The organism is Rhodanobacter sp. C05 (assembly GCF_002001165.1).
GTDB lineage: Bacteria > Pseudomonadota > Gammaproteobacteria > Xanthomonadales > Rhodanobacteraceae > Rhodanobacter.
In genome coordinates, this window is the sequence record NZ_MUNQ01000012.1 from 175,876 (window position 1) to 197,316 (window position 21,441).

The 21,441-nt window shown below is 63.9% G+C and carries 20 protein-coding genes; 16 read left to right on the forward strand and 4 right to left on the reverse strand.

Annotated elements, in window-relative coordinates:
• The first annotated feature begins 11 nt into the window (after positions 1–11).
• From lpxD to dnaE, 7 genes are all read left to right on the forward strand, one after another.
• Complete coding sequence (gene lpxD / locus B0E51_RS12125; protein WP_077445269.1) at positions 12–1,058, forward strand: UDP-3-O-(3-hydroxymyristoyl)glucosamine N-acyltransferase; 1,047 nt, start codon at positions 12–14, stop codon at positions 1,056–1,058.
• Positions 1,051–1,524, forward strand: a complete 474-nt coding sequence (gene fabZ, locus B0E51_RS12130; RefSeq protein ID WP_077445163.1) for a 3-hydroxyacyl-ACP dehydratase FabZ — start codon at positions 1,051–1,053, stop codon at positions 1,522–1,524. Before lpxD ends, fabZ begins: the two co-directional genes overlap by 8 nt.
• Entirely contained in the window at positions 1,521–2,294 is a 774-nt protein-coding gene (gene lpxA / locus B0E51_RS12135; RefSeq protein ID WP_077445164.1) for an acyl-ACP--UDP-N-acetylglucosamine O-acyltransferase, read from the forward strand. The genes fabZ and lpxA overlap by 4 nt, the downstream gene beginning before the upstream one ends.
• A gap of 59 nt (positions 2,295–2,353) precedes the next feature.
• Positions 2,354–3,571, forward strand: coding sequence for a lipid-A-disaccharide synthase (gene lpxB, locus B0E51_RS12140; RefSeq protein ID WP_077445165.1), 1,218 nt, complete (start codon positions 2,354–2,356; stop codon positions 3,569–3,571).
• The gene (gene rnhB / locus B0E51_RS12145) at positions 3,561–4,223 is read left to right on the forward strand and encodes a ribonuclease HII (protein ID WP_077445270.1); all 663 of its coding nucleotides are present in this window, start codon (positions 3,561–3,563) and stop codon (positions 4,221–4,223) included. The genes lpxB and rnhB overlap by 11 nt, the downstream gene beginning before the upstream one ends.
• A 535-nt stretch (positions 4,224–4,758) precedes the next feature.
• The gene (locus tag B0E51_RS12150; protein ID WP_077445166.1) at positions 4,759–5,304 is read left to right on the forward strand and encodes a TlpA disulfide reductase family protein; all 546 of its coding nucleotides are present in this window, start codon (positions 4,759–4,761) and stop codon (positions 5,302–5,304) included.
• A 126-nt stretch (positions 5,305–5,430) separates the two neighbouring features.
• A complete protein-coding gene (gene dnaE / locus B0E51_RS12155) occupies positions 5,431–8,970 on the forward strand; it encodes a DNA polymerase III subunit alpha (RefSeq protein WP_077445167.1) in 3,540 nt (1,179 codons plus the stop codon).
• 125 nt (positions 8,971–9,095) lie between these two features.
• On the opposite strand, the gene B0E51_RS12160 is transcribed toward dnaE, so the two are convergent.
• The gene (locus tag B0E51_RS12160) at positions 9,096–9,473 is read right to left on the reverse strand and encodes a YajD family HNH nuclease (protein ID WP_077445168.1); all 378 of its coding nucleotides are present in this window, start codon (positions 9,471–9,473) and stop codon (positions 9,096–9,098) included.
• A 161-nt stretch (positions 9,474–9,634) separates the two neighbouring features.
• Here B0E51_RS12160 and B0E51_RS12165 point away from each other — a divergent pair, with 161 nt between their 5' ends.
• From B0E51_RS12165 to B0E51_RS12185, 5 genes are all read left to right on the forward strand, one after another.
• The gene (locus B0E51_RS12165; RefSeq protein ID WP_077445169.1) at positions 9,635–10,591 is read left to right on the forward strand and encodes an acetyl-CoA carboxylase carboxyltransferase subunit alpha; all 957 of its coding nucleotides are present in this window, start codon (positions 9,635–9,637) and stop codon (positions 10,589–10,591) included.
• An 80-nt stretch (positions 10,592–10,671) separates the two neighbouring features.
• Positions 10,672–11,412: an NYN domain-containing protein gene (locus tag B0E51_RS12170; RefSeq protein WP_077445170.1), complete on the forward strand. Its 741-nt coding sequence runs from the start codon at positions 10,672–10,674 to the stop codon at positions 11,410–11,412.
• Positions 11,413–11,422: 10 nt separating this feature from the next.
• On the forward strand, positions 11,423–12,724 hold the full coding sequence (gene tilS / locus B0E51_RS12175) for a tRNA lysidine(34) synthetase TilS (RefSeq protein WP_077445171.1): 1,302 nt from the start codon (positions 11,423–11,425) through the stop codon (positions 12,722–12,724).
• Positions 12,725–12,801: 77 nt separating this feature from the next.
• Entirely contained in the window at positions 12,802–13,059 is a 258-nt protein-coding gene (locus tag B0E51_RS12180) for an exodeoxyribonuclease VII small subunit (protein ID WP_077445172.1), read from the forward strand.
• Positions 13,043–13,942 (forward strand): farnesyl diphosphate synthase, encoded by a 900-nt coding sequence (locus B0E51_RS12185; RefSeq protein WP_077445173.1) that lies wholly within the window; start codon positions 13,043–13,045, stop codon positions 13,940–13,942. Before B0E51_RS12180 ends, B0E51_RS12185 begins: the two co-directional genes overlap by 17 nt.
• A gap of 65 nt (positions 13,943–14,007) precedes the next feature.
• Here the strand turns inward: B0E51_RS12185 and B0E51_RS12190 are convergent, their stop codons facing one another.
• Both B0E51_RS12190 and pmbA read right to left on the reverse strand, forming a co-directional pair.
• Positions 14,008–14,445: a DUF4870 domain-containing protein gene (locus B0E51_RS12190; RefSeq protein WP_077445174.1), complete on the reverse strand. Its 438-nt coding sequence runs from the start codon at positions 14,443–14,445 to the stop codon at positions 14,008–14,010.
• A 114-nt stretch (positions 14,446–14,559) separates the two neighbouring features.
• Positions 14,560–15,927, reverse strand: a complete 1,368-nt coding sequence (gene pmbA / locus B0E51_RS12195) for a metalloprotease PmbA (protein ID WP_077445175.1) — start codon at positions 15,925–15,927, stop codon at positions 14,560–14,562.
• 105 nt (positions 15,928–16,032) lie between these two features.
• Here pmbA and B0E51_RS12200 point away from each other — a divergent pair, with 105 nt between their 5' ends.
• From B0E51_RS12200 to B0E51_RS12210, 3 genes are all read left to right on the forward strand, one after another.
• The gene (locus B0E51_RS12200) at positions 16,033–16,275 is read left to right on the forward strand and encodes a DUF1653 domain-containing protein (protein WP_077445176.1); all 243 of its coding nucleotides are present in this window, start codon (positions 16,033–16,035) and stop codon (positions 16,273–16,275) included.
• 29 nt (positions 16,276–16,304) lie between these two features.
• Positions 16,305–16,859 carry a ribosome biogenesis factor YjgA gene (gene yjgA / locus B0E51_RS12205; RefSeq protein ID WP_077445177.1) on the forward strand — a complete coding sequence of 185 codons (555 nt, stop codon included), beginning with the start codon at positions 16,305–16,307 and terminating at the stop codon, positions 16,857–16,859.
• A 419-nt stretch (positions 16,860–17,278) separates the two neighbouring features.
• Positions 17,279–18,331 (forward strand): alpha/beta hydrolase, encoded by a 1,053-nt coding sequence (locus B0E51_RS12210; RefSeq protein WP_254424511.1) that lies wholly within the window; start codon positions 17,279–17,281, stop codon positions 18,329–18,331.
• Positions 18,332–18,661: 330 nt separating this feature from the next.
• Here the strand turns inward: B0E51_RS12210 and tldD are convergent, their stop codons facing one another.
• Positions 18,662–20,101, reverse strand: a complete 1,440-nt coding sequence (tldD, locus tag B0E51_RS12215) for a metalloprotease TldD (RefSeq protein WP_077445179.1) — start codon at positions 20,099–20,101, stop codon at positions 18,662–18,664.
• A gap of 134 nt (positions 20,102–20,235) precedes the next feature.
• Between tldD and B0E51_RS12220 the strand changes: the two genes are divergently transcribed.
• Positions 20,236–21,435: a sterol desaturase family protein gene (locus B0E51_RS12220; protein ID WP_077445180.1), complete on the forward strand. Its 1,200-nt coding sequence runs from the start codon at positions 20,236–20,238 to the stop codon at positions 21,433–21,435.
• Positions 21,436–21,441 lie beyond the last annotated feature (6 nt).

The window sequence follows — 21,441 nt, forward strand, 5'->3', positions numbered from 1 at the left end:
CGGAGAGCATCTTGAGCGCGAACAGCACCTACTCCCTCGCCAAACTCGCCGAGCAGTTCGATCTGATCTGTCACGGCGATGCCGAGATCCGCCTCGACGGCGTCGGCACACTGGCAGGCGCCGGCCCCAGCCAGCTGAGCTTCCTCTCCAACAGCAAGTACAGCGCACAACTGGCTGCTACCCGTGCCGGCGCAGTGGTACTGCGTGAGGAGGATCTCGCCAACTGCCCCGTGGCGGCGCTCGTTGCGCGCGATCCCTACGTCGCCTACGCGAAAATCGCCGCGTTGTTCGAACGCCTGCCGGCCGCGCCCGCGGGAATCCACCCAAGCGCCGTGGTTGCCACCAGCGCGCAGGTCAGCAGCAGCGCCAGCATTGGCCCTTGCTGCGTGATTGGCGAAGGCGCGGTGATCGGGGACGGTGTCGTGCTTGGCCCCCATTGCATCATCGGCGAGGGTTGCACGGTTGGTGCGCAGTCGCGGCTGGTTGCCCGGGTGACCCTGGTCACCCGCGTCGCCCTGGGCAAGCGCGTGCTAGTGCATCCCGGTGCCGTGATCGGTTCGGATGGCTTCGGTCTTGCCTTTGATCGCAGCGCCTCCGAGCACGGCAGCTGGATCAAGCTGCCGCAGCTTGGCGGCGTGCGCATCGGTGACGACTGCGAGATCGGTGCGAATACCACGATCGACCGCGGCGCGCTGGACGACACCGTGCTGGAAGAGGACGTGCGACTGGACAACCAGATCCAGATCGCCCACAACGTCCACGTCGGCGCGCATACCGCCATGGCCGGCTGCGCCGCTGTAGCCGGCAGCGCAAAAATCGGTCGATACTGCATGATCGGCGGCAATGCGGGCGTGCTAGGCCATCTCGAACTGGCCGACCGGGTTACCATTACCGCCAAGAGCCTGGTCACGCATTCGATCCGCGAGCCGGGCGAATATTCATCCGGCGTGCCGCTGCAGGAAAACCGCCAATGGCGGAAGAATGCGGCACGCTTCAAGCATCTGGACGAGTACGCGCGCCGGTTGTCGGCGCTGGAGAAGGACAGCAACAATGAGTGAAAAAATCGGGACCCTGACGTTGCCGATCAATGTGGAGCAGATCCAGCAATTGCTGCCGCATCGCTATCCGTTCCTGCTGGTGGACCGGGTCATCGAGATCGTGCCCGATGTCAGCGTGGTCGGGCTGAAGAACGTGACCATCAACGAACCGTTCTTCCAGGGACATTTCCCCGGTCATCCGGTCATGCCTGGCGTGCTGATCGTCGAGGCGATGGCACAGACCGCCGGCCTGCTGACCCAGATCAGCCGGCATCTCAAGGGCGACAAGGGCAGTCCGCTGTTCTACCTGGTCAAGGTCGACAACGCGCGCTTCAGCGCGCCGGTGGTGCCCGGCGACCAGTTGCGTCTGGAGGTGACCCTGAAACGCCTGATGCGCGGCATGGGCCTGTTCGTGGCGCGGACCCTGGTCGATGGCAAGGAAGTGGCCAGCTGCGAACTGATGTGCGCGGCGAGATCCGACAAATGATCCATCCCACTGCGCAAATCGATCCTTCCGCGATCATCGGAGCCAACGTCAGCATCGGTGCCTTTAGCGTGATCGGTGCCGACGTGGAAATCGGCGATGGCACGGTGGTCGGACCGCACGTGGTGATCGAAGGACCGACCCGGATCGGCCGCGACAACCGCATTGCCCAGTTCGCCTCACTCGGTGGCGCACCGCAGGACAAGAAATTCGCTGGCGAGCACACCGAGCTGGTGATCGGCGACCGCAATCTGATCCGCGAATTCGCCACCCTCAACCGGGGTACCGGCGATGGCGGCGGTGCCACCCGCATCGGCAACGACAACTGGGTGCTGGCCTACGTGCATATCGCACATGATTGCCAGGTCGGCAACAACGTGGTTTTTTCCAACTACTCGGCACTGGCCGGGCATGTGGAAATCGGCGACTGGACGATCATGTCGGGTTATTCCGGCGTGCATCAATTCTGCAAGGTTGGTGCCCATGCGTTCATCGGGATGGGTTGCCTGGTCGGACACGACGTACCGCCATTCGTGATGATGGCCAACGAGCAGCAGGGTCGTCCACGCGGCATCAACAGCGAGGGGCTGAAACGCCGCGGCTTCGACGCCACGCGCATTGCCGCGATCAAGCGTGCCTACCGCACCTTGTACATGGCTGGGCTTTCACTACCCGAAGCACGCGAAAAGCTCACCGAGCAGGCACAGCAGAGCGAGGACGTGCGAGCCATGCTGGAATTTCTGAGCCGCAGCGAGCGAGCGCTCGCGCGATAAGCGCTTATCGCGCAATCAGGCATGCGCTCTTGCCCTGACTTCCTGCAGGAGACACCGATATGCAATCAGGCGACGTCTCTGCACAAGCTCCGCTGATCGCCATCCTTGCCGGCGAGGATTCCGGCGACCAGCTTGGCGCCGATCTGGTCGTCGCCCTGCGCCAGCGTTACCCGCAAGCCCGTTTCGTCGGCATCGGTGGCGCCCGCATGCAGGCGCAAGGCTTCGAGTCCTGGTACGACATCCACGAACTTTCGCTGTTCGGCTTCAGCGAAGTGATCAGCCACCTGCCACGCCTGCTGCGCCTGCGCAAGGCACTGGTGGCACGCCTGTTGAAGGCCCAGCCTGCCGTGGTGGTCGGCATCGATGCCCCCGATTTCAACCTCGGCGTCGAGCGGCGATTGAAACAGGCTGGTCTGCTGACGGTGCATTACGTCAGCCCGTCAGTCTGGGCATGGCGAGAGAAACGCGCGGAGAAGATCGGGCGCAGTGCCCGACGCATGCTTTGCCTGTTCCCGATGGAACCGGCGATCTACGCCAAACATGGCATCGATGCCCGTTTTGTTGGCCATCCGCTGGCCGACCGCTTCGCCCTGGTATCCGACCGCATCGGTGCACGTGACGTGCTACAGCTGCCGCAGCAGGCGCCCGTACTGGCCGTGCTGCCGGGCAGCCGGCTGTCCGAACTGGCGCGGCTGGGACAGATTTTCATCGACGCCGCAATGCAGCTGGCCGCAACCATCCCGGGATTGCGCATCGTGATCCCGGCCGCCAACCCGCAAGTCCATGCCAGGCTCAAGGAGTTGCTGGCGCGGTGCCCGCACGATGGGGCCGCACCGATGCTCCTGCTGGATGGTCACGCGCACGAGGCGATGCTGGCTGCCGACGTGGTACTGCTGGCCTCCGGCACCGCCACACTGGAAGCCATGCTGGCGAAGCGACCGATGGTCGTGGGCTATCGCGTGACCCCGATGAGTTATCGCATCGCGTGCGCCATGAAGATGCTGAAAACCGACATCTATTCACTGCCCAATATCCTGGCACGCGCCTGCGGTCTCGGCGATGACCGACTGGTCCCCGAACTGATGCAGGACGATTGCACGGCCGCGAATCTGGCCGCCGCCACACTGGACCTGTTTCGCGACAGCGAGCGCCGCAGCCATATCGTCGCAGCTTTCGAACAGCTGCATCAGGCATTGCGCGGAGACATGGAAGGGCATGCCGGAGATCGTGCCGCAGCAGCCATTGCGGAGTTGGTGGATCAGCGCGATGTCGGTTAGGCAACCCTTGGCAAGCACCCATCCCTTATCCCAACCTTCTTCCCAAAGGGGAGAAGGGGCAAACGCAAAAAGCATTTTCACGGCCGGAGTGGACGAGGCTGGCCGCGGCCCTCTGGCCGGGCCATTGGCGGTCGCTGCCGTGATCCTCGATCCCGATCGCCCGATTGCCGGGCTCAACGATTCGAAGAAGCTCAGCGAAGCAAAACGCGAGGCGTTGTATCCGCTGATCATCGAACGGGCACTGGCATATTGCGTGATCTTGATCGAACCGGACGAGATCGACCGCCTGAATATCTTCCAGGCCACCATGACCGGCATGAGCCGTGCCGTGAGCGGCCTTACCCCGGCCGCACATGAGGCGCTGATCGACGGCAACAAACTGCCCAGGGATCTGCCCTGTCGTGGTCGCGCCATTGTCGGTGGCGACGCGCTGGAGCCGGCGATCAGCGCCGCATCGATCCTGGCCAAGGTAAGCCGTGATCGCCTGATGGTGGCGATGGATGCTGTCCATCCCGGCTACGGCTTTGCGGTGCACAAGGGTTATCCGACTCCGGCGCACCTGACAGCCTTGCAAAAGCTCGGCCCTTGCGCGCAACACCGCTGCAGCTTTGCACCAGTTCGACTGCTGCTGGACCAGGCGAAACTGTTCTGATCCCGTGCTGCCGACCTGCGGCAGCATGTGCACTCCATTGCTGCGGCCGGTTGCCATATAGGCCATCCGTCCATGCAACTTTTTCCGGCGCTGGCGCATCCTTTACTGAAAGGATCCCCACATGCACGGATGCGCCAGCCATACCGGCCTGTCCTACCCAGGCACGTCGGTCAGCTGTCTCGGCACACGCATCAGATCGCAGGAGCCCCGCCATGACGATTCCAGGCCATCGCCCACCCAGGCCATCGACACCAGTCGTCGCCTCAACACCGCCATCGAGCACTTTCGAGCCGACAACTGTCGACGACAACAGCGCGTCGCATGCCGACTATGATCTCCGGCCCTTGGGGGTTCGCAGTCTCGACCATTACGTGGAATATGACGACGACGAACGCTTTCATATCCGCTGACGACAGCAGGCACTCGCGGGGACTGGCCTGCAGCACCACCTGCTGAGTGGATGAACACCCCGCCTTGCTTCCACCCTCCCGCGCCCGTTGCTACGCTGGCGACAACAATCAGGGGATGGAATGACATGCGCAGGATCGCTTTAGTGTTGCTCGGACTGATGCTCTGTTTTGCCGCCGACGCGAAAGTGCAGCGTGGCGACACGCCACCGGATGCGCTGGGCTCGACGCTGGGTGGGTCGGCATTGACCGTGTCCTCGCTGCACGGCAAGGTCGTGGTGGTCAGTTTCTGGGCGACCTGGTGCGGCTACTGCATGAAGGAGATGCCGGTGCTGGCCGGCCTGCAATCGGTGGCTACCCAACGTGGCCTGCCACTGCAGGTCGTGGCTGTCGACTCCAAGGAAGACCACGACACGTTCACGCACAGCGCCCGCCTGCTCAAAAAGCGCTTGCCTGGACTGCTGATCACCTGGGATCGCGACGGCGCGGTCGGCAAACCTTACGGTTCGAACAAGGGTATCCCGGTCATGTTGATGCTGCATCGTGATGGAACGGTCGCGCATGTCCATGTCGGCTACGGCGAAGACATGCTGGACAGCCTGATAGCCGAGATCAATGCCCTGCTTGTCGAGCCCGAGCCGCCGGCCGCTCCCGAAACAAGTGGCAGCCACTGATCATCAGCGGCCTCCCCGATAACCTGACTCCAGTCACGACACCGCGTCGCGCAAACTGCACGGAAGTCAATCTTGCCGCTCGGCGGAGCGCCGGTTAGCCTGCACAGACTCACCGCGCAAATCTGCATGACCGTCCGCTATACCCACCTGCACCTGCACAGCGAATATTCGCTGGTCGACTCGACCATCCGCATCAAGGCGCTGGTCGCCGCCTGCGTGCGTGACGGCATCCCGGCAGTGGCGCTCACCGACGAATGCAACATGTTCGCGCTGGTGAAGTTCTACAAGGCATGCAGCGCGGCCGGCATCAAGCCGATCGGCGGCTGCGACCTGTGGATCAGCGCACTGGATGACCCGCGCCCGTGGCGACTGACCCTGCTTTGCCAGAACCGCGAGGGTTACCTCAACCTGTCGCGGCTGGTCTCGCGTGCCTGGCAGGAAGGTCAGCACAGCGGCCGCGCGCTGGTCGAATCCGGCTGGCTGACTGCCGATGCAAGCAAGGGCCTGATCGCCCTGCTGGGTCGTGACAGCGAGATCGGCCGCATCGCGCTGAACCAGGGTGTCGAGGCAGCTCTGGTGAAGCTGCGTCCGTTGGCACGGCTGTTCCCCGAGCGGCTGTATCTGGAGCTGACCCGCTGCGGCCGCGACGGCGAGGAAAACTGGAATACCGCGGCGCTCGCGCTGGCGGCCGAACTCGGCCTGCCGGTGCTGGCCAGCAACGATGTGCGATTCCTGAAGCAGGACGACTTCAGCGCACATGAAGCACGCGTGTGCATCAATCAAGGTCGCGTGCTCGCCGATCCGAAGCGTCCACGCGATTACAGCGACCAGCAATACCTGAAGACGCCCGAGGAGATGGCCACGCTGTTCGCCGACCTTCCCGAGGCGCTGGAAAACAGCATCGAGTTGGCCAGGCGCTGCAACCTGGAACTGGAGTTCGGCAAGTACTACCTGCCTGACTTCCCGGTGCCGGCCGGCTACAACCTCGACAGCCACATCCGCGAGCTGTCGCGGCAGGGCCTGCAGGAACGCCTTGCGCTGGCGCCGCTCGCTGCCGGTTATGCGCTGGCCGACTACGAGGCGCGGCTGGAACGCGAGCTGGACGTCATCATCAAGATGGGCTTCCCCGGCTACTTCCTGATCGTTTCGGACTTCATCCGCTGGGGCAAGGACAATGGCATTCCGGTCGGACCGGGTCGTGGTTCCGGTGCCGGCTCGCTGGTCGCCTGGGCGCTGAAGATCACCGATCTGGATCCGCTGCAGTTCAACCTGCTGTTCGAGCGCTTCCTCAATCCCGAACGTGTGTCGATGCCCGACTTCGACATCGACTTCTGCATGGATCGCCGCGACGAGGTGATCGACTACGTATCGCACAAGTACGGCCGCGATCGCGTCAGCCAGATCATCACCTACGGCTCGATGGCGGCCAAGGCCGTGCTGCGCGACTCCGGCCGCGTGCTGAGCATGCCCTACGGCCAGGTCGATCGGCTGGCCAAGATGGTGCCGCCGCGACCGCTCGATCTCACCTTGTCCGATGCGCTCGGCCGCTCGGAGAAATCGAAGAAAGAGACCGACCGCGTCGTCAAGGAATTCTGCGAGGCCTACGAGCAGGATGAAGAGGCCCGCGCCCTGATCGACCTGGCGCTGAGCCTGGAAAACCTCACCCGCAACGCCGGCAAGCACGCCGGTGGCGTGGTGATCGCGCCGACGCCGTTGACCGACTTCGCGCCGCTGTACTGCGAAGCGGGCGGTGGTGGTGTGGTGACCCAGTACGACAAGGACGACGTGGAAGCGGTCGGCCTGGTCAAGTTCGACTTCCTCGGCCTGCGCACGCTGACCATCATCGACTGGGCAGTGAAGGCGATCAACGTGCGCCGCGCGAAAAGCGGTGAAGCGCCGCTGGATATTTCGCAGCTGCCGCTGGACGATCCGAAGCCGTATGAGCTGCTGAAGAAGGCGCAGACCGTCGCGGTATTCCAGCTCGAATCCTCCGGCATGCAGCGCATGCTGAAAGACGCGAAGCCCGACCGCTTCGAGGACATCATCGCGCTGGTGGCGCTGTATCGTCCCGGCCCGATGGACCTGATCCCCAGCTTCATCGCGCGCAAGCATGGCCGCGAGGACGTGGAATATCCCGACCCGCGCGTCGAGCCGATCCTGCAAGAGACCTACGGCATCATGGTCTACCAGGAGCAGGTGATGCAGATGGCGCAGATCGTCGGCGGCTACTCGCTCGGCGGCGCCGATCTGCTGCGTCGCGCGATGGGCAAGAAAGACGTCGAGAAAATGGCGAAGGAGCGCGCCAAGTTCCGCGAGGGTGCCGCGAAGGACGGTCTGGCCGGCGACAAGGCCGACACCATCTTCGACCTGATGGAGAAATTCGCCGGCTACGGCTTCAACAAATCGCACGCCGCCGCCTATGCGCTGGTCTCATACCAGACCGCGTGGTTGAAGGCGCACTACCCGGCCGAGTTCATGGCGGCGACGATCTCGTCGGACATGGACAACACCGACAAGGCGGTGACCTTCCTCGATGAATCGCGTGCGCTCGGCATCACCGTGCAACCGCCGGACGTGAATGCGTCCGAATACATGTTTGTCGCAGTCGAGCCGAAGACCATCCAGTACGGCCTTGGCGCGATCAAGGGTGTCGGTCAGGGCGCATGCGAAGCGATCGTCGCCGAACGCGTGCACGGCGCGTATACCGACCTGGCCAATTTCTGCCGTCGCGTCGACCCGACCAAGCTCAACCGCCGCGTACTGGAAGCACTGATCCTGTCCGGCGCACTGGATGCGCTGGCACCTACCCGCGCCAGCCTGATGCTGCAGTTGCCCGATGCGATCAAGGCCGCCGAGCAGCATCTGCGCGACAAGCAATCCGGCCAGAACGACATGTTCGGCGCCGCGACGGGCGCGCTGACGCCGGTAGTCCACATCAACCTGCCGACAGCGCCGGAATGGCCGCTGGAGCAGAAGTTGCAGGGCGAACGCGACACGCTCGGGCATTACCTGTCCGGCCATCCCACCGACCCGTGGAAGGACGAGCTGGCACAGCTGTCCACCTGCCCGCTCGGCGAGATCGCCGACCGCTACCAGCCGCCGAAACCGCGCAAGAACGACAACGACGACGGCAACCGCTTCCGCCGCGGCCCCGACACGCCCTGGACGGTCGCCGGCATGGTTACTGCCGTGCGCAAGCGTGGCGACAGCGACGCCTTCGTGCGGCTAGAGGATGGCAGCGGCATCATCGAAGTGAGCTTCTTCGGCGAGCTGTACCAGCAGGTCGCGCCACTACTTACCCGCGACCAGATGCTGATCGTCGAGGGTGGTCTGCGCATCGACGATTTCTCCGGCGGCGGCTTCCAGTTGCGCGCGCGCAACGCCATCTCATTGGCTGACGCCTGTCGCAAACACGCGCGGCTGCTGCAGCTGAAATTGAACGGCATCGGCCCCGGCTTCGTCGAACAACTGCAGCATGCGCTGGCCGGTTATCGCGGCGGCCGCGCCAGCGTGACCCTGCATGGCTATCGCAACCAGGGCGCCCAGGCCGACCTGGAGCTGGGTGAGGATTGGCGCGTGGATGCCATCCCCGAACTGCTGCGCGCCGTGCGTGCGCTGCCTGGCGTGCAAGCCGTGCGACTGCGCATCGTCAAGCAGCAGGATTGAACCGCGACATGTTCCCTCCCCTGCTTGCAGGGGAGGGTTAGGGTGGGGTCGCTCTTGATCTTTCCGCCAGTTCGGGTAACCCCCTCCCAACCTCCCCCTGCAAAGCAGAGGGAGGAGAAAAGCCCTCACTTCTTGCCACGCTCCATCATCGCCTTCAAATCGGCAAACGGATTGCCGGTGGCGGCCGGCGCATCTTCCACTTCCATCACGCCACCGCGCACATGGTCGATATGCCGCGAGTGCTCGTTATCGTGGCAATACACACACAGCAACTCCCAGTTGCTGCCGTCGGGTGGATTGAAATCATGATCGTGGTTGCGATGGTGCACGGTCAGTTCCTGCAGGTTCGCGCGGGTGAACTCGCGCGCGCAACGGCCGCACACCCACGGATACATCTTCAGCGCGCGCTCGCGATAGCCCAGCTCGCGCTGCTCGGCGTTGCGCCGTGCCTCGGCCACGATACGGTCGAGCTTGGCGTTGTCGATGGGTGGTTTGATCGGCATGGTCGGACCTGATGCAAGCAGTGCTGGATGGGGCGGACGATAGCGCAATCGGCCGATACTCGGCAGGTATCTGCCGAGCCCGTCACAGCCATACGGCGGCGTTCTCGCGTTTTCCTTCGGGACGGTATACTGAGCCGCTTCCGTGTCATGAAATGCAACGAATGAACCCAAACTTCCTCGATTTCGAACAACCGATCGCCGAACTGGACGCGAAGATCGAAGAGCTTCGCCATGCCAGCAGCGGCCAGGCGTTCAATATCGACGAGGAAGTCGGCCGGTTGCGCGAAAAGCTGAAGATCAAGACCGCTGACATCTTCCGCAACCTCAACTCCTGGCAGACCACCCAGCTGTCACGCCATCCGGCACGGCCGTACACGCTCGACTACATCGGCGTGATCTGCGAGGAATTCCACGAACTGGCCGGCGACCGCATGTACGCCGAAGACGCCGCCATTGTGGGCGGCCTCGGTCGCATCAATGGGCGGCCGGTGATGATCATCGGCCACCAGAAGGGCCGCAACACCAAGGACAAGGTCCGCCGCAACTTCGGCATGCCGCGCCCGGAGGGTTACCGCAAGGCGCTGCGCCTGATGAAGATGGCCGAACGCTTCGGCCTGCCGCTGCTGACCCTGATCGACACCCCCGGAGCCTATCCCGGCGTCGGCGCCGAGGAGCGCGGCCAGAGCGAGGCGATCGCCCGCAATCTCATGGAAATGGCCGAACTGAAGGTGCCGATCATCTGCACCGTGATCGGCGAAGGCGGCTCCGGTGGCGCGCTGGCGATCGGCGTGGGCGACCGCACCCTGATGCTGCAGTATTCGACCTATTCGGTGATCTCGCCGGAAGGCTGCGCCTCGATCCTGTGGAAGAGCCCGGACAAGGTCAAGGACGCGGCCGAAGCACTCGGCATGACCGCGCCACGTCTCCTTGAGCTCGGCCTGATCGACAAGCTGGTGCGTGAACCGCTCGGTGGCGCCCATCGCAATCCGCGTTCAATGGCGGTACGCCTGAAGGCCGTGCTGCTGAACCAGCTCGATGAGCTGGAGGCGATGCCACTGCCCGACCTGCTCGAACAGCGCTACAAGCGTCTGCGCAGCTACGGCGCCTACCAGGAATAACCGTCTACGCAACCCACGCGGCGACAGCCGCGTGCTTGGCGTTACCATCGGCATCACCTTCCTGCTGGCGGTATCCCGTCATGGCTCACGACACCACCAAACTCGCCGTCCTGATCGACGCCGACAACGCGCGGCCGGCGATCGTCGAGGGCCTGCTCGCGGAGATCGCCAAGTACGGCACCGCGCACGTCAAGCGCATCTACGGCGACTGGACCAAGCCTGATCTCAATGGCTGGAAGGAAGTGCTGCTGCGCCACTCGATCCAGCCGATCCAGCAGTTCCGCTACACCGTCGGCAAGAACGCCACCGACTCGGCGATGATCATCGATGCGATGGACCTGCTTTACGCCGAACGCTTCGATGGTTTCTGCATTGTCTCCAGCGACAGCGACTTCACCCGGCTCGCCTCACGCATCCGCGAGTCCGGTCGGATCGTCTACGGCTTCGGCGAGAAGAAGACGCCCGAACCGTTCCGCACCGCCTGCGACAAGTTCATCTACACCGAGGTGCTGGCCGCCTCGACCGCCGCCGAGGCCGAAGCCGCGCCGAAGCAGCGCTCGGCCAAGGAGCTGCGTGGCGATACCCACCTGATGAACATGCTGCGCAACGCGATCGAAGCGGCATCGGATGACACCGGCTGGGCCGGGCTCGGCGCGATCGGCAGCATCATCAACAAGCAGTCGCCGGACTTCGACTCGCGCAACTACGGCTTCGCCAAGCTGAGTGGGCTGATCAAGGGCGTCGGCCTGTTCGATACCGAGGAACGCCTTATCGGCAACGGCAAGCATATCTACGTGCGGCCTCGCGTCCCAAAGAAATGAGCGGTTCGAAGTGAGCGACGCGCTGCACCAGCACCTGCTTGCCGCCTTGGCTGAAGCGCCTGTGGTACCGCTGTGCGTCGCCTTCAGCGGTGGCCCGGATTCCACTGCGCTGCTGCACTCGCTGGCGCAACTTCCCGCCGCGCGTTCGCGCGGTCTGCGCGCGTTGCATGTCGATCATGGCCTGCACGCCGACAGCAACGCATGGGCCGAGCATTGCCAATGTTTCTGCGTCTCGCTGGCGCTGCCGTGCGACGTTCTTCGCGTGCAGGTCGACACCAGCAAGGGCGATGGCCTGGAAGCGGCCGCACGCCGCGCGCGTTACGACGCACTCGCCACGCACCTGCACGAAGGTGAATGGCTGTTGCTCGGCCACCACCGCGACGACCAGGTCGAGACGGTCCTGCTCAAGCTGCTGCGCGGCGCCGGCCCCGATGCCTTGGGCGGCATGCGTGCCTTGCGCCCGTTCGGTCGCGGCCAGTTATGGCGGCCACTGCTGCATCTGTCGCGACAGCAGCTGCGTGATTACGTTGAGGTGCATGCGCTGGACTGCATCGACGATCCTTCCAACGCCGATACCAAGCTCGCGCGCAACCACCTGCGCCACGCGATCCTGCCGCAACTGACGCGGCACTGGCCGCAGGCAACCGATTCGATCCTGCATAGCGCCGCCCTCTGCCGTGCTGCTGCCGACACCTTGCGGACGCAATGGCTGACGGCGTTCGACGTGCTGCACGATCCCGCCATCGGCAGTCTGGATGCCGCCGGCTGGCTGGCGCTGGATTCCGCGTTGCGTGAACCGCTGCTCGACCACTGGCTGCATGCACGCAACCTGCCGGCACCCACCACCGCACAGCGTCGGCAGATCGAGCGCCAGTGCAGCGCACGCGCCGGGCAGCTGCCGTGTATCCGCTGGGCGGGCGCCGAGCTGCACATCTGGAAGCAGCGGCTGTGGGCCTTGCCGCCGGCACAAGCTGCTGATTCCGACTGGCAGGCCAGCTGGCACGGTGAGCCATTGCCCCTGCCTGACGGCGGCCAGCTGTCGCTTACCGAGACTGGTGCCCGTCTGGCCGAGCCGCTGACCGTGCGCCTGCGCCGAGGTGGCGAGCGGATCAAGCCAGCCGGCGATGCGCACACCCGCGAGCTGCGCCACCTGTTCCAGCAGAGCCAGTTGCCGCCCTGGCAGCGCAACGTCTGCCCATTGCTGTATGCCGGCGACGAACTCGTTACGGTGGCCGACCGCTGGATCACCAGCCGTGGCATGGCGATTTTCCAGAAGGCCGAGGCCTCCCCACACTGGCTGCCGGCACGTTGATCCAGGTCACGCCGACAGCCCTCCTGCGACCTTGCGCCGATTGATTCCGGGCGGCCGCTGCGTTAGCGTTGCGGGCCATGGCCAAGACCGCTCCCGCATCCAGCAAGACCCCGCCCGCTGTCGACTTCGAACACTCCCTCGACGAGCTGGAGCAACTGGTTGCACGGATGGAAGGCGGCGAGATGAGCCTGGACGAATCACTGACCTCGTTCGAGCGTGGCATCGGCCTGTATCGTCATTGCCAGCAGTCGCTGCAACAGGCCGAATTGCGCGTCCGCCTGCTGCTTGACCCCGATGCTCCCGAAAACGCCGAACCGTTTGAACCCGAACTCTGAGCTTGGCCCCGCCCTGCAGGCGCTGATCGTCCGTGCCGAACAGGCGCTCGATCGTTGCCTGCCACCGGCCGAACAATCTCCCGCTGAACTGCACCATGCCATGCGCTATGCCGTGCTTGGCGGCGGCAAGCGACTGCGCCCGCTGCTGGTGTACGCCGCAGCGCATGCGCTGGGCGAAGATGGCGTGTCGCTGGATGCGGCTGCCTGCGCGGTGGAGCTGATCCACGCCTACTCGCTGGTGCATGACGACCTGCCGGCGATGGACGATGACGCGCTGCGCCGGGGCCGGCCGACCTGCCACATCGTGTACGGCGAAGCGATGGCGATCCTCGCCGGCGATGCGCTGCAGGCGCTGGCATTCGAGATCCTGGCAAACGACACGACGGGCCATGTCGATGCGGCTACCGCCATCGGCATGCTGCACGCGCTTGGCCGCGCCTGCGGCGCCGAAGGCATGGCCGGAGGCCAGGCGCTGGACCTGGCAGCGGTCGGTCGCAAACTGACGCTGGCCGAGCTGGAACACATGCACGCCTGCAAGACTGGCGCGCTGATCCGCGCCTCGGTGCAACTGGGTGCGCTGGCAGCCGGTACCGATACGGCCACGCTACAGGCGCTGGATCGCTACGCCGATGCGATCGGCCTGGCGTTTCAGGTCCGCGACGACATCCTCGACGTGGAAGGCGAATCCGCCGTGATCGGCAAGACCGCCGGCAAGGACGCTGCCGCCGACAAGCCCACCTTTCCCTCGATCATCGGCCTCGACGCCTCGCGCGCGCGGCTGGCCGAACTCACCGCCACCGCGCTTGCCGCGATCAAGCCACTGGGCGAGCGCGGCGTACTGTTGCAGGAACTGGCGCATTACGCAGCGCATCGCGCGTACTGACCATGCATGCAGTGCAAGCACGAAAGCCGCCGGATGGCGGCTTTCGTGTCACCACAAGCTCGCGATTACTTGATCAGGCGCAGCGTGAACGGATAGCGGTAACGCACGCCCTCGTTGGCCTTGATCGTCGCAATGATGGTCAGCACCAGCCATGCAAGGCCGATGATCACCCACAACGGAATCGCGATGATCAGGCCGATCCCGAGCGTCATGATCGACAACAACAACAGGATCAGGAACGCGATCGCCACCGTGATGTTGAAGTTCAGTGCTTCCTTGCCCTGGTCATTGACGAACGGCATGGTGTCCTTCTTCACCAGCCAGATGATCAGCGGGCCGATGAAGCAGCCCCAGCCATGACCGAAAGGTGCGGTGAGAATGGCACCAAGCAGCGAGGACAGGTGCGCGAACATCGCCCACTGACGTTCTTCGGCTGAGGGCACGCCAGCCAGCGAAGGATCGCCCGGCGCGGGCGGAATGACAGACTCGGGCGGAACGCTCATGCGTATCTCCTCAACGTCGACACATCGCCGGCCCAGCGCCGGTGGCACGGATGCTAGCAAGGCTTGCGCGGTTTTCCGAGTGAACTTGCGGCAGGGGTGGAACCTTGCGGCAGGCTACTCGCCGGCCACCGTCATCCGCTCCAGCAGAATCGAACCGGTGAGCAGATGCGAACGCGGATCGACGTCCGCACCCACCGCCACGATGCCGGCGAACATGTTGCGCAGGTTGGCGGCAATGGTGATCTCCTCGACCGGATAGGCAATGACGCCGTTCTCGACCCAGAAACCAGCCGCACCGCGCGAATAATCGCCGGTGATGGTGGACACGCCCTGACCCATCACCTCGGTCACCAGCAGGCCGGTACCCATGCGGCGCAGCATGCCGGCAAAGTCGTCCTGAGCATGATCGGCGCTGCCCGCTTCGACGATCAGGTTGTGGATGCCGCCGGCATTGCCGGTCGATTCCAGCCCCAACTTGCGCGCCGAGTAGCTGCCCAGCACATAGCGCGCCAGCACGCCGCCGTCGATCAAGGTGCTGTCGCGGGTAGCCACGCCTTCGGCGTCGAAGTTGCCGGAGCCCTGGCCGCGCTGCAGATGCGGCCGCTCATGGATGTTCAGCCACGCCGGCATCACCGGCTTGCCGATGTGGTCCAGCAGAAAGCTGGCCTGGCGATACAGCGCACCGCCACTGACCGCGCCCAGCAGATGGCCGATCAGTCCACGCGCCAGCTCCGGCACAAACAGCACCGGGCACTGCCGCGTCGACAGACTGCGCGCGCCCATGCGCGCCAGCGTGCGTTCGGCGGCCCTGTCGCCCAGCGCCTTCGCACTCATGAAATCACCGGCCGCGCGCACGCTGTCATACCAGTAGTCGCGCTGCATGCCGTCCTCGTCACCGGCGATCAGCGCCAGTGACAGCGAATGCCGCGTGCCGCGCTCGCGCCCGACGAAACCGTGCGAATTCGCGTAGACCGACACACCCTGCCCGGCCTGCACGCTGGCACCGTCGGAATTGCTGATGCCGGCATGTGCACGGCCGACATCCTCGATCTCGATGCCCAGCTCGATCGCACGCGTAGTGTCGATATCCCACGGATGCCACAGGTCGAGATCGGGAAACGATGTGGCCATGCGCGAAGCATCGGCCAGACCCGCCGCCGGATCAGCCTCGGTATAGCGTGCAATCGCGCAGGCCTGGTCCAGCGTGGCCTGGATCGAATCCGGATGCAGGTCGGCGGTGCTGGCCGAGCCCTTGCGCTGACCGAAGTACACGGTGAGGCCGAAGCCACGGTCACGCGTGTGCTCGACCGTCTCCACCTCGCCCATCCGCACGTTGACGCTCAGCCCGGTGTCGATGCTGGCGGCCACCTCGGCGTGGCTGGCACCGGCGGCGCGGGCGCGGCGGATCACGTCCTCGGCGAGCTCGGCCAGTCGGTCGAGTTCCTGAAGGCTGCGATCCTGGCTGATGACAACTTCGCTCACGTTGGGCTTTCCTGGGGGTTAGACGGGTAGAATAAGCGGTTCGCGACCGCTGGACCTCCGAAATGGGGCCGCGGCGACGAAATGCAAAGAGCTGCGGAGAACGCCATGCAACTGACCGCCGGCATCTATCGCCACTACAAGGGCCAGCGCTACCGTGTGCTGGGCACCGCCCATCACAGCGAAACCCTGGAGCCACTGGTGGTCTACCAGGCGCTCTATGGCGATCACGGCTTGTGGGTACGCCCTGCAGCGATGTTCAGCGAAACCATCGAACTGGATGGCGAGCCGATCGCCCGTTTCGCGCTGGAGCAGGCCGAGCCCGTCAGCGATGCCGACACCCATGTCTGATCCACGCACCACCTTCTGGAATTGAAACCGTGAGCCCGAGCCGCAGCCGCAATCAATACGAACTCGAAGAAGAGGAATACGGCCCCAGCCGTACCCAGCAGCGCCGCGAGGCACTCGCCGTGCTGGTATTGGCGCAGCAGCTGGTCGATCTGCAGCCAAGCCGACTGGCCAAGCTCGCGCTGCCGGACGACGTGCGACACGAGATCGACGTCACCCGCCGCACCTCTTCGCACGGCGCGAAGAAGCGCCAACTCGCCTTCCTCGCCAAGGTCATGCGTCGCTACGGTGACGATGACTTCGCCGCCGTGCGCGCCGAACTCGGCGAGAACCGCGAGAAGCAGCGCCAGGAAAACGCCGCGATGCATCGCCTCGAAGCGATGCGCGATCGCTTGATCGCCGAGGACGAGGGCGCGTTGTCGGAATTGATCGCGGAGCATCCGCAGGTCGATCGGCAGCATCTGCGGTCGCTGGTGCGGCAGGCGCGCATCGAGAAGGAAGTCCCGAACAAGCCGCCAAGGGCGTACCGGGAGATTTTTCAGTTGTTGAAGGATCTGAATCAGAAAGACGATTCGATCGAGCCGTAGTTTAAGCGTCGACTATCGACCCGCGTCGAACATCTCGGCGTCTTCCCGGCGTGCATTGGTCGGACGTCCGCGAACCTGTCCGCGGACGCTGTGGCGTATCCGCAACCAGTCATCAAACTCTTGAATTGACTGGCTTCAGCCACGAATCTCCCGTTGGCACATGGCTTGCTCTATCTGGCTACAGCGGCGTCGTATTCGCTTGCGTGCACGAACTGCTGCCACTCCCACGTTCGCCATGTTCGCTGAGCACTGTGGGCTACCAGATATCCGTACCAGGAGGGTTAACTATGTTCCGCACGCATCTTCTTTTCATACTGGCCGTGGTCATCGGAATGGCCTCGACCCATGCATCTTCTGCCACAGCATCCGCTGCTGCATCCAGCGCGGCGGCCACACCGGTCCGGGACAAATCGCCCCTGATGTCGCGTGACGAGGTCACCCGAATCCTCGAGAGCAATCGCAAGATCGTGTCACCGAATGGTATCGATGAGACGGTCAAGGTGCGTATCAATGGCATCGACCAATGGCTGTCGATTCGCGGCAAGGACCGGCGCAATCCGATCCTGCTATTCCTGCATGGCGGCCCGGCCTCACCGGCCATGCCGGAGGCCTATACATTCCAGACGCCCTGGGAGGATTACTTCACTGTGGTGCAGTGGGATCAGCGCGGCGCGGGCAAAACCTATGCGGCCAATTCGGAACAGGCAATGGCGCCAGGCATGACCGTCGATGGCATGACGGACGATGCTGCACAGGTCGTCCAATACCTGCGTCAGCACTACGGCAAACAGAAAATCTTCCTGCTGGGTCATTCCTGGGGCACCGTGCTTGGCGTCCATCTGGCCCAGCTGCATCCGGATTGGTTCTACGCTTATATCTCGGTGGGCCAGGTCGTGAATGGACGTCGCAACGAAGAGGTCGGTTACGCCTTCGCCCTGCGTGAAGCATTGGCACATGACAATGCACAGGCGGTGCGCGAGCTGAAAGCCATGGCCCCCTACCCGGGCCCGAAGCTGACCCTCGACAACATTGGTGTGCGCAGCAAATGGGAAATGTATTACGGCGGCCTCGCCTATGGTCGTCAGGACTACCAGTTCGAAGACGATGCAGAATCGTTGTCGCCCGATTACGGCAAGGCGGACCTCGCTGCGATCGGCAACGGTAGCCTGTATTCACTGAATCACTTGCTGCAGCCGCTGCTAGCTGTCGACTTCGATCACACCACACAGTTCGATTGCCCGGTGATCGTGTTCGTGGGACGGCACGACTACACCACGGCACACGAGCTGACGGAAAAGTGGTTCGGGGATATCCATGCACCGTCGAAGCGACTGGTGACGTTTGCCGACTCGGCCCACATGATCATGCAGGAGCAGCCGGGGCGATTCCTGATGCATCTGGTGACCGACGCGTTGCCGCTGGCTCAGAAAGCAGGGGACGCGGCGCCAGCAGAAGTTACGCGCGATCAGTAATGCAGAGCTATGGGACGTCCACGGACATCCCGATGCCTGAATCCATCTTGTGCGTGTTAGCTATCAGCCGAAAGCGAATGTTACGGCTGAGGGCTGGGACGTCCGCTTTACGTCGACGCGTCTGTACGAGCACATCCTATGCGCGATGCTTTTGCCGCATTCGGAGCAAGAGCCTTCTTCCTCCTGCGGCAGCCGAAAGCCCTTTGCCTTGATGCATAAGTGCAGAAAGGCAAAAGCGATTCGGGCCTTCGCCGGAATGACGATTGGTGGGGGTCTGACGCAGCCTTCGCCGGAATGACGAGGGCGTGAGTTTGGTGAAAGTACCCAGACTTACGAGGCGGTGCCGCCCACCGTCATCGAATCAATCTTCAACGTCGGCTGACCCACACCCACCGGCACACTCTGCCCATCCTTGCCGCACACACCCACACCTTCATCCAGCGCCAGATCATTACCAATCATCGAGACACGATTGAGTACTTCCGGGCCGGAGCCAATCAACGTGGCGCCCTTCACTGGACGGGTGATCTTGCCGTCCTCGATCAGATACGCCTCACTGGCCGAGAAGGTGAACTTGCCGTTGGTGATGTCGACCTGACCACCGCCGAAGTTGGGCGCATACAAACCCTTCTTGACCGAGCGGATGATCTCCTGCGGATCGTGTGATCCGGCCAGCATGTAGGTGTTCGTCATGCGTGGCATCGGCAGCGACGTGAATGACTCACGCCGGCCGTTGCCAGTGGGCGCCATGCCCATCAGGCGCGCGTTGAGCTTGTCCTGCATGTAACCCTTGAGGATGCCGTCCTCGATCAGCGTGGTGCACTCGGTGAGCGTACCTTCGTCGTCGATGCTGAGCGAGCCGCGACGGCCCGGCAGGGTGCCGTCATCGACGATGGTGACGCCCTTCGCGGCGACGCGCTGGCCGATGCGGCCGGAAAACGCGGAGCTGCCCTTGCGGTTGAAGTCGCCTTCCAGGCCGTGGCCAATCGCCTCATGCAGCAGCACGCCGGGCCAGCCCGGGCCGAGCACGACGGTCATGCTGCCGGCAGGCGCATCGACGGCGTCGAGGTTCACCAGCGCCTGGCGCACCGCCTCGTCGGCGAACGCCAGCGCGCGGCCGTTCTCGATCAGCTCGCGATAGCCGTAGCGGCCGCCACCGCCGGAATTGCCCTGCTCGCGCCGACCATTCTGTTCGGCGATCACCTGGACGCTGAGCCGTACCAGCGGGCGCACATCGGCGGCGAGCGTGCCGTCGGAGGCAGCGATCAGGATCGTGTCGATGGTTGCGCTCAGACTCACGATCACCTGCTTCACGCGCGGGTCGCGCGAACGCGCATAGGCATCGACCTCACGCAGCAGCGCGATCTTGTCCGGATTCGGCAGGCTCTCGACCGGGTCGATTGCCGGATACAGCTGGCGCGCGCCGTTCAGTGCCAGCGGCTTGCCAGCGCCGTTGCCGTCATGCGCGATCGCGCGTGCGGCTTTCGAAGCTTCCAGCAGCTGCGGCAGCACGATCTCGTCGGAATAGGCGAAGCCGGTCTTCTCGCCACTGATGGCGCGCACACCCACGCCCTGCTCGATCGAGTGGCTGCCGTCCTTGACGATGCCCTCCTCCAGCAACCACGATTCGCTGCGCGAATGCTGGAAATACAGGTCGGCAGCGTCGATCGACGGCCCCATCAACTGGGTGAACACGCGATCGAGGTCACCGGTGGCGATGCCGCCGGGGGTCAGCAACTTGCTCTGCGCTAATGCGATCAGGGAGTCCATGGAGTTTCGTTCGTCTACGGTCGATCAGGAACTATCACATATGGGGCTACCGCCGGCTGCTTTAAAGCGTTGGCAAGGATGTCTGAGCTACCATGCGTGGCAGCACAAGCCGGCGTCGAAGGGGAAGCCACAGCATGAGCGAACAATCCAGGCGCGGGGCGGCCCGCGAGGCCATCGGTCGCGCGGTGAAGGCGCCAGTGGCGGAAACCCGCGCGTTACTGCATGACGACGGCGAAATGAAGCCGGGGCTGGGCTGGATAAGCAGCACGATCGCGCTGTCACTGGGTTTCCTGTGCCTGCTGGCGGTACTGGCGTTCCACTTTCCGCAATACCTGACCACGCCGGATCTACGCCACAAGTATTCGGTCGACGTACTGCGCCAAGTATTGCTGGTTGGACTGCTGGTCGCCGGTGGCATCTCGCTGGGCAATCTGGTGCTCAACCGCCAGCGCAACATCAATATCGTGGCGTTCCTGCTGGTGTTCGCCGCGGTCACGCTGGGCGGCTCGCGCGTGCCGGTGGGCAACTTCCCCGATCACACGCCGTATATCGGGCTGGACTGGTTCATCCTCGACCTGCTCGGCTCGACGTTGATCTTCGTGGTGATCGAGAAGCTGTTTCCGCTGTACAAGGGACAGGCGATCTTCCGCAAGGAATGGCAGACCGACCTGAAGCATTTCGCGGTGAACCACTTCATCGTCGGCCTCGCGCTGCTGACGGTGAACTTCCTGCTGCATCACCTGTTCGGCTGGCTGGTCAGCAGCAATTTCCAGCAGACGGTGCGTGACATCCCGTTCCTGCCGCAGCTGCTGCTGTGCGTGCTGGTCGCGGACATGGCGCAGTACTGGACGCATCGCGCGTATCACGAGGTACCGTTCCTGTGGCGCTTCCACTCGGTGCACCACAGCGTGAAGACGATGGACTGGCTGGCCGGCTCGCGCCAGCACATGCTGGAGCTGATCTTCACCCGCGTCTGCGTGCTGGCGCCGCTGTACATCCTCGGCTTCAGCGAGGCGGCGATGAACGGCTACATCCTGATCGTCGGCTTCCAGGCGGTGTTCAACCACGCCAACGTGCACCTGCCGTGGGGTCCGCTGCGCTACGTGCTGGTGACACCGGATTTCCACCACTGGCACCACGCCTCCGATGACGAGGCGATCGACAGGAACTACGCCGCACATTACGCGTTTATAGACTACCTGTTTGGCACCGCCGTGAAATCGAAGAAAACCTTTCCGGAACACTACGGCGTGGTCGGCGACTACATGCCGGATGGTTTCATCAAGCAGCAGATGTTTCCGTTCCGGCGGCACCGTTCAACCACGGAATCCTGAGCGCCG

Coding starts and splice junctions, on each gene's coding strand:
- dnaE (WP_077445167.1), top strand. CDS start 5,431: ATGACCGTCCGCTATACCCACCTGCACCTGCACAGCGAATATTCGCTG.
- B0E51_RS12200 (WP_077445176.1), top strand. CDS start 16,033: ATGCAACTGACCGCCGGCATCTATCGCCACTACAAGGGCCAGCGCTAC.
- lpxB (WP_077445165.1), top strand. CDS start 2,354: ATGCAATCAGGCGACGTCTCTGCACAAGCTCCGCTGATCGCCATCCTT.
- B0E51_RS12160 (WP_077445168.1), bottom strand. CDS start 9,473: ATGCCGATCAAACCACCCATCGACAACGCCAAGCTCGACCGTATCGTG.
- B0E51_RS12150 (WP_077445166.1), top strand. CDS start 4,759: ATGCGCAGGATCGCTTTAGTGTTGCTCGGACTGATGCTCTGTTTTGCC.
- B0E51_RS12220 (WP_077445180.1), top strand. CDS start 20,236: ATGAGCGAACAATCCAGGCGCGGGGCGGCCCGCGAGGCCATCGGTCGC.
- tldD (WP_077445179.1), bottom strand. CDS start 20,101: ATGGACTCCCTGATCGCATTAGCGCAGAGCAAGTTGCTGACCCCCGGC.
- B0E51_RS12165 (WP_077445169.1), top strand. CDS start 9,635: ATGAACCCAAACTTCCTCGATTTCGAACAACCGATCGCCGAACTGGAC.
- lpxA (WP_077445164.1), top strand. CDS start 1,521: ATGATCCATCCCACTGCGCAAATCGATCCTTCCGCGATCATCGGAGCC.
- fabZ (WP_077445163.1), top strand. CDS start 1,051: ATGAGTGAAAAAATCGGGACCCTGACGTTGCCGATCAATGTGGAGCAG.
- rnhB (WP_077445270.1), top strand. CDS start 3,561: ATGTCGGTTAGGCAACCCTTGGCAAGCACCCATCCCTTATCCCAACCT.
- B0E51_RS12190 (WP_077445174.1), bottom strand. CDS start 14,445: ATGAGCGTTCCGCCCGAGTCTGTCATTCCGCCCGCGCCGGGCGATCCT.
- B0E51_RS12210 (WP_254424511.1), top strand. CDS start 17,279: ATGTCGCGTGACGAGGTCACCCGAATCCTCGAGAGCAATCGCAAGATC.
- B0E51_RS12170 (WP_077445170.1), top strand. CDS start 10,672: ATGGCTCACGACACCACCAAACTCGCCGTCCTGATCGACGCCGACAAC.
- B0E51_RS12180 (WP_077445172.1), top strand. CDS start 12,802: ATGGCCAAGACCGCTCCCGCATCCAGCAAGACCCCGCCCGCTGTCGAC.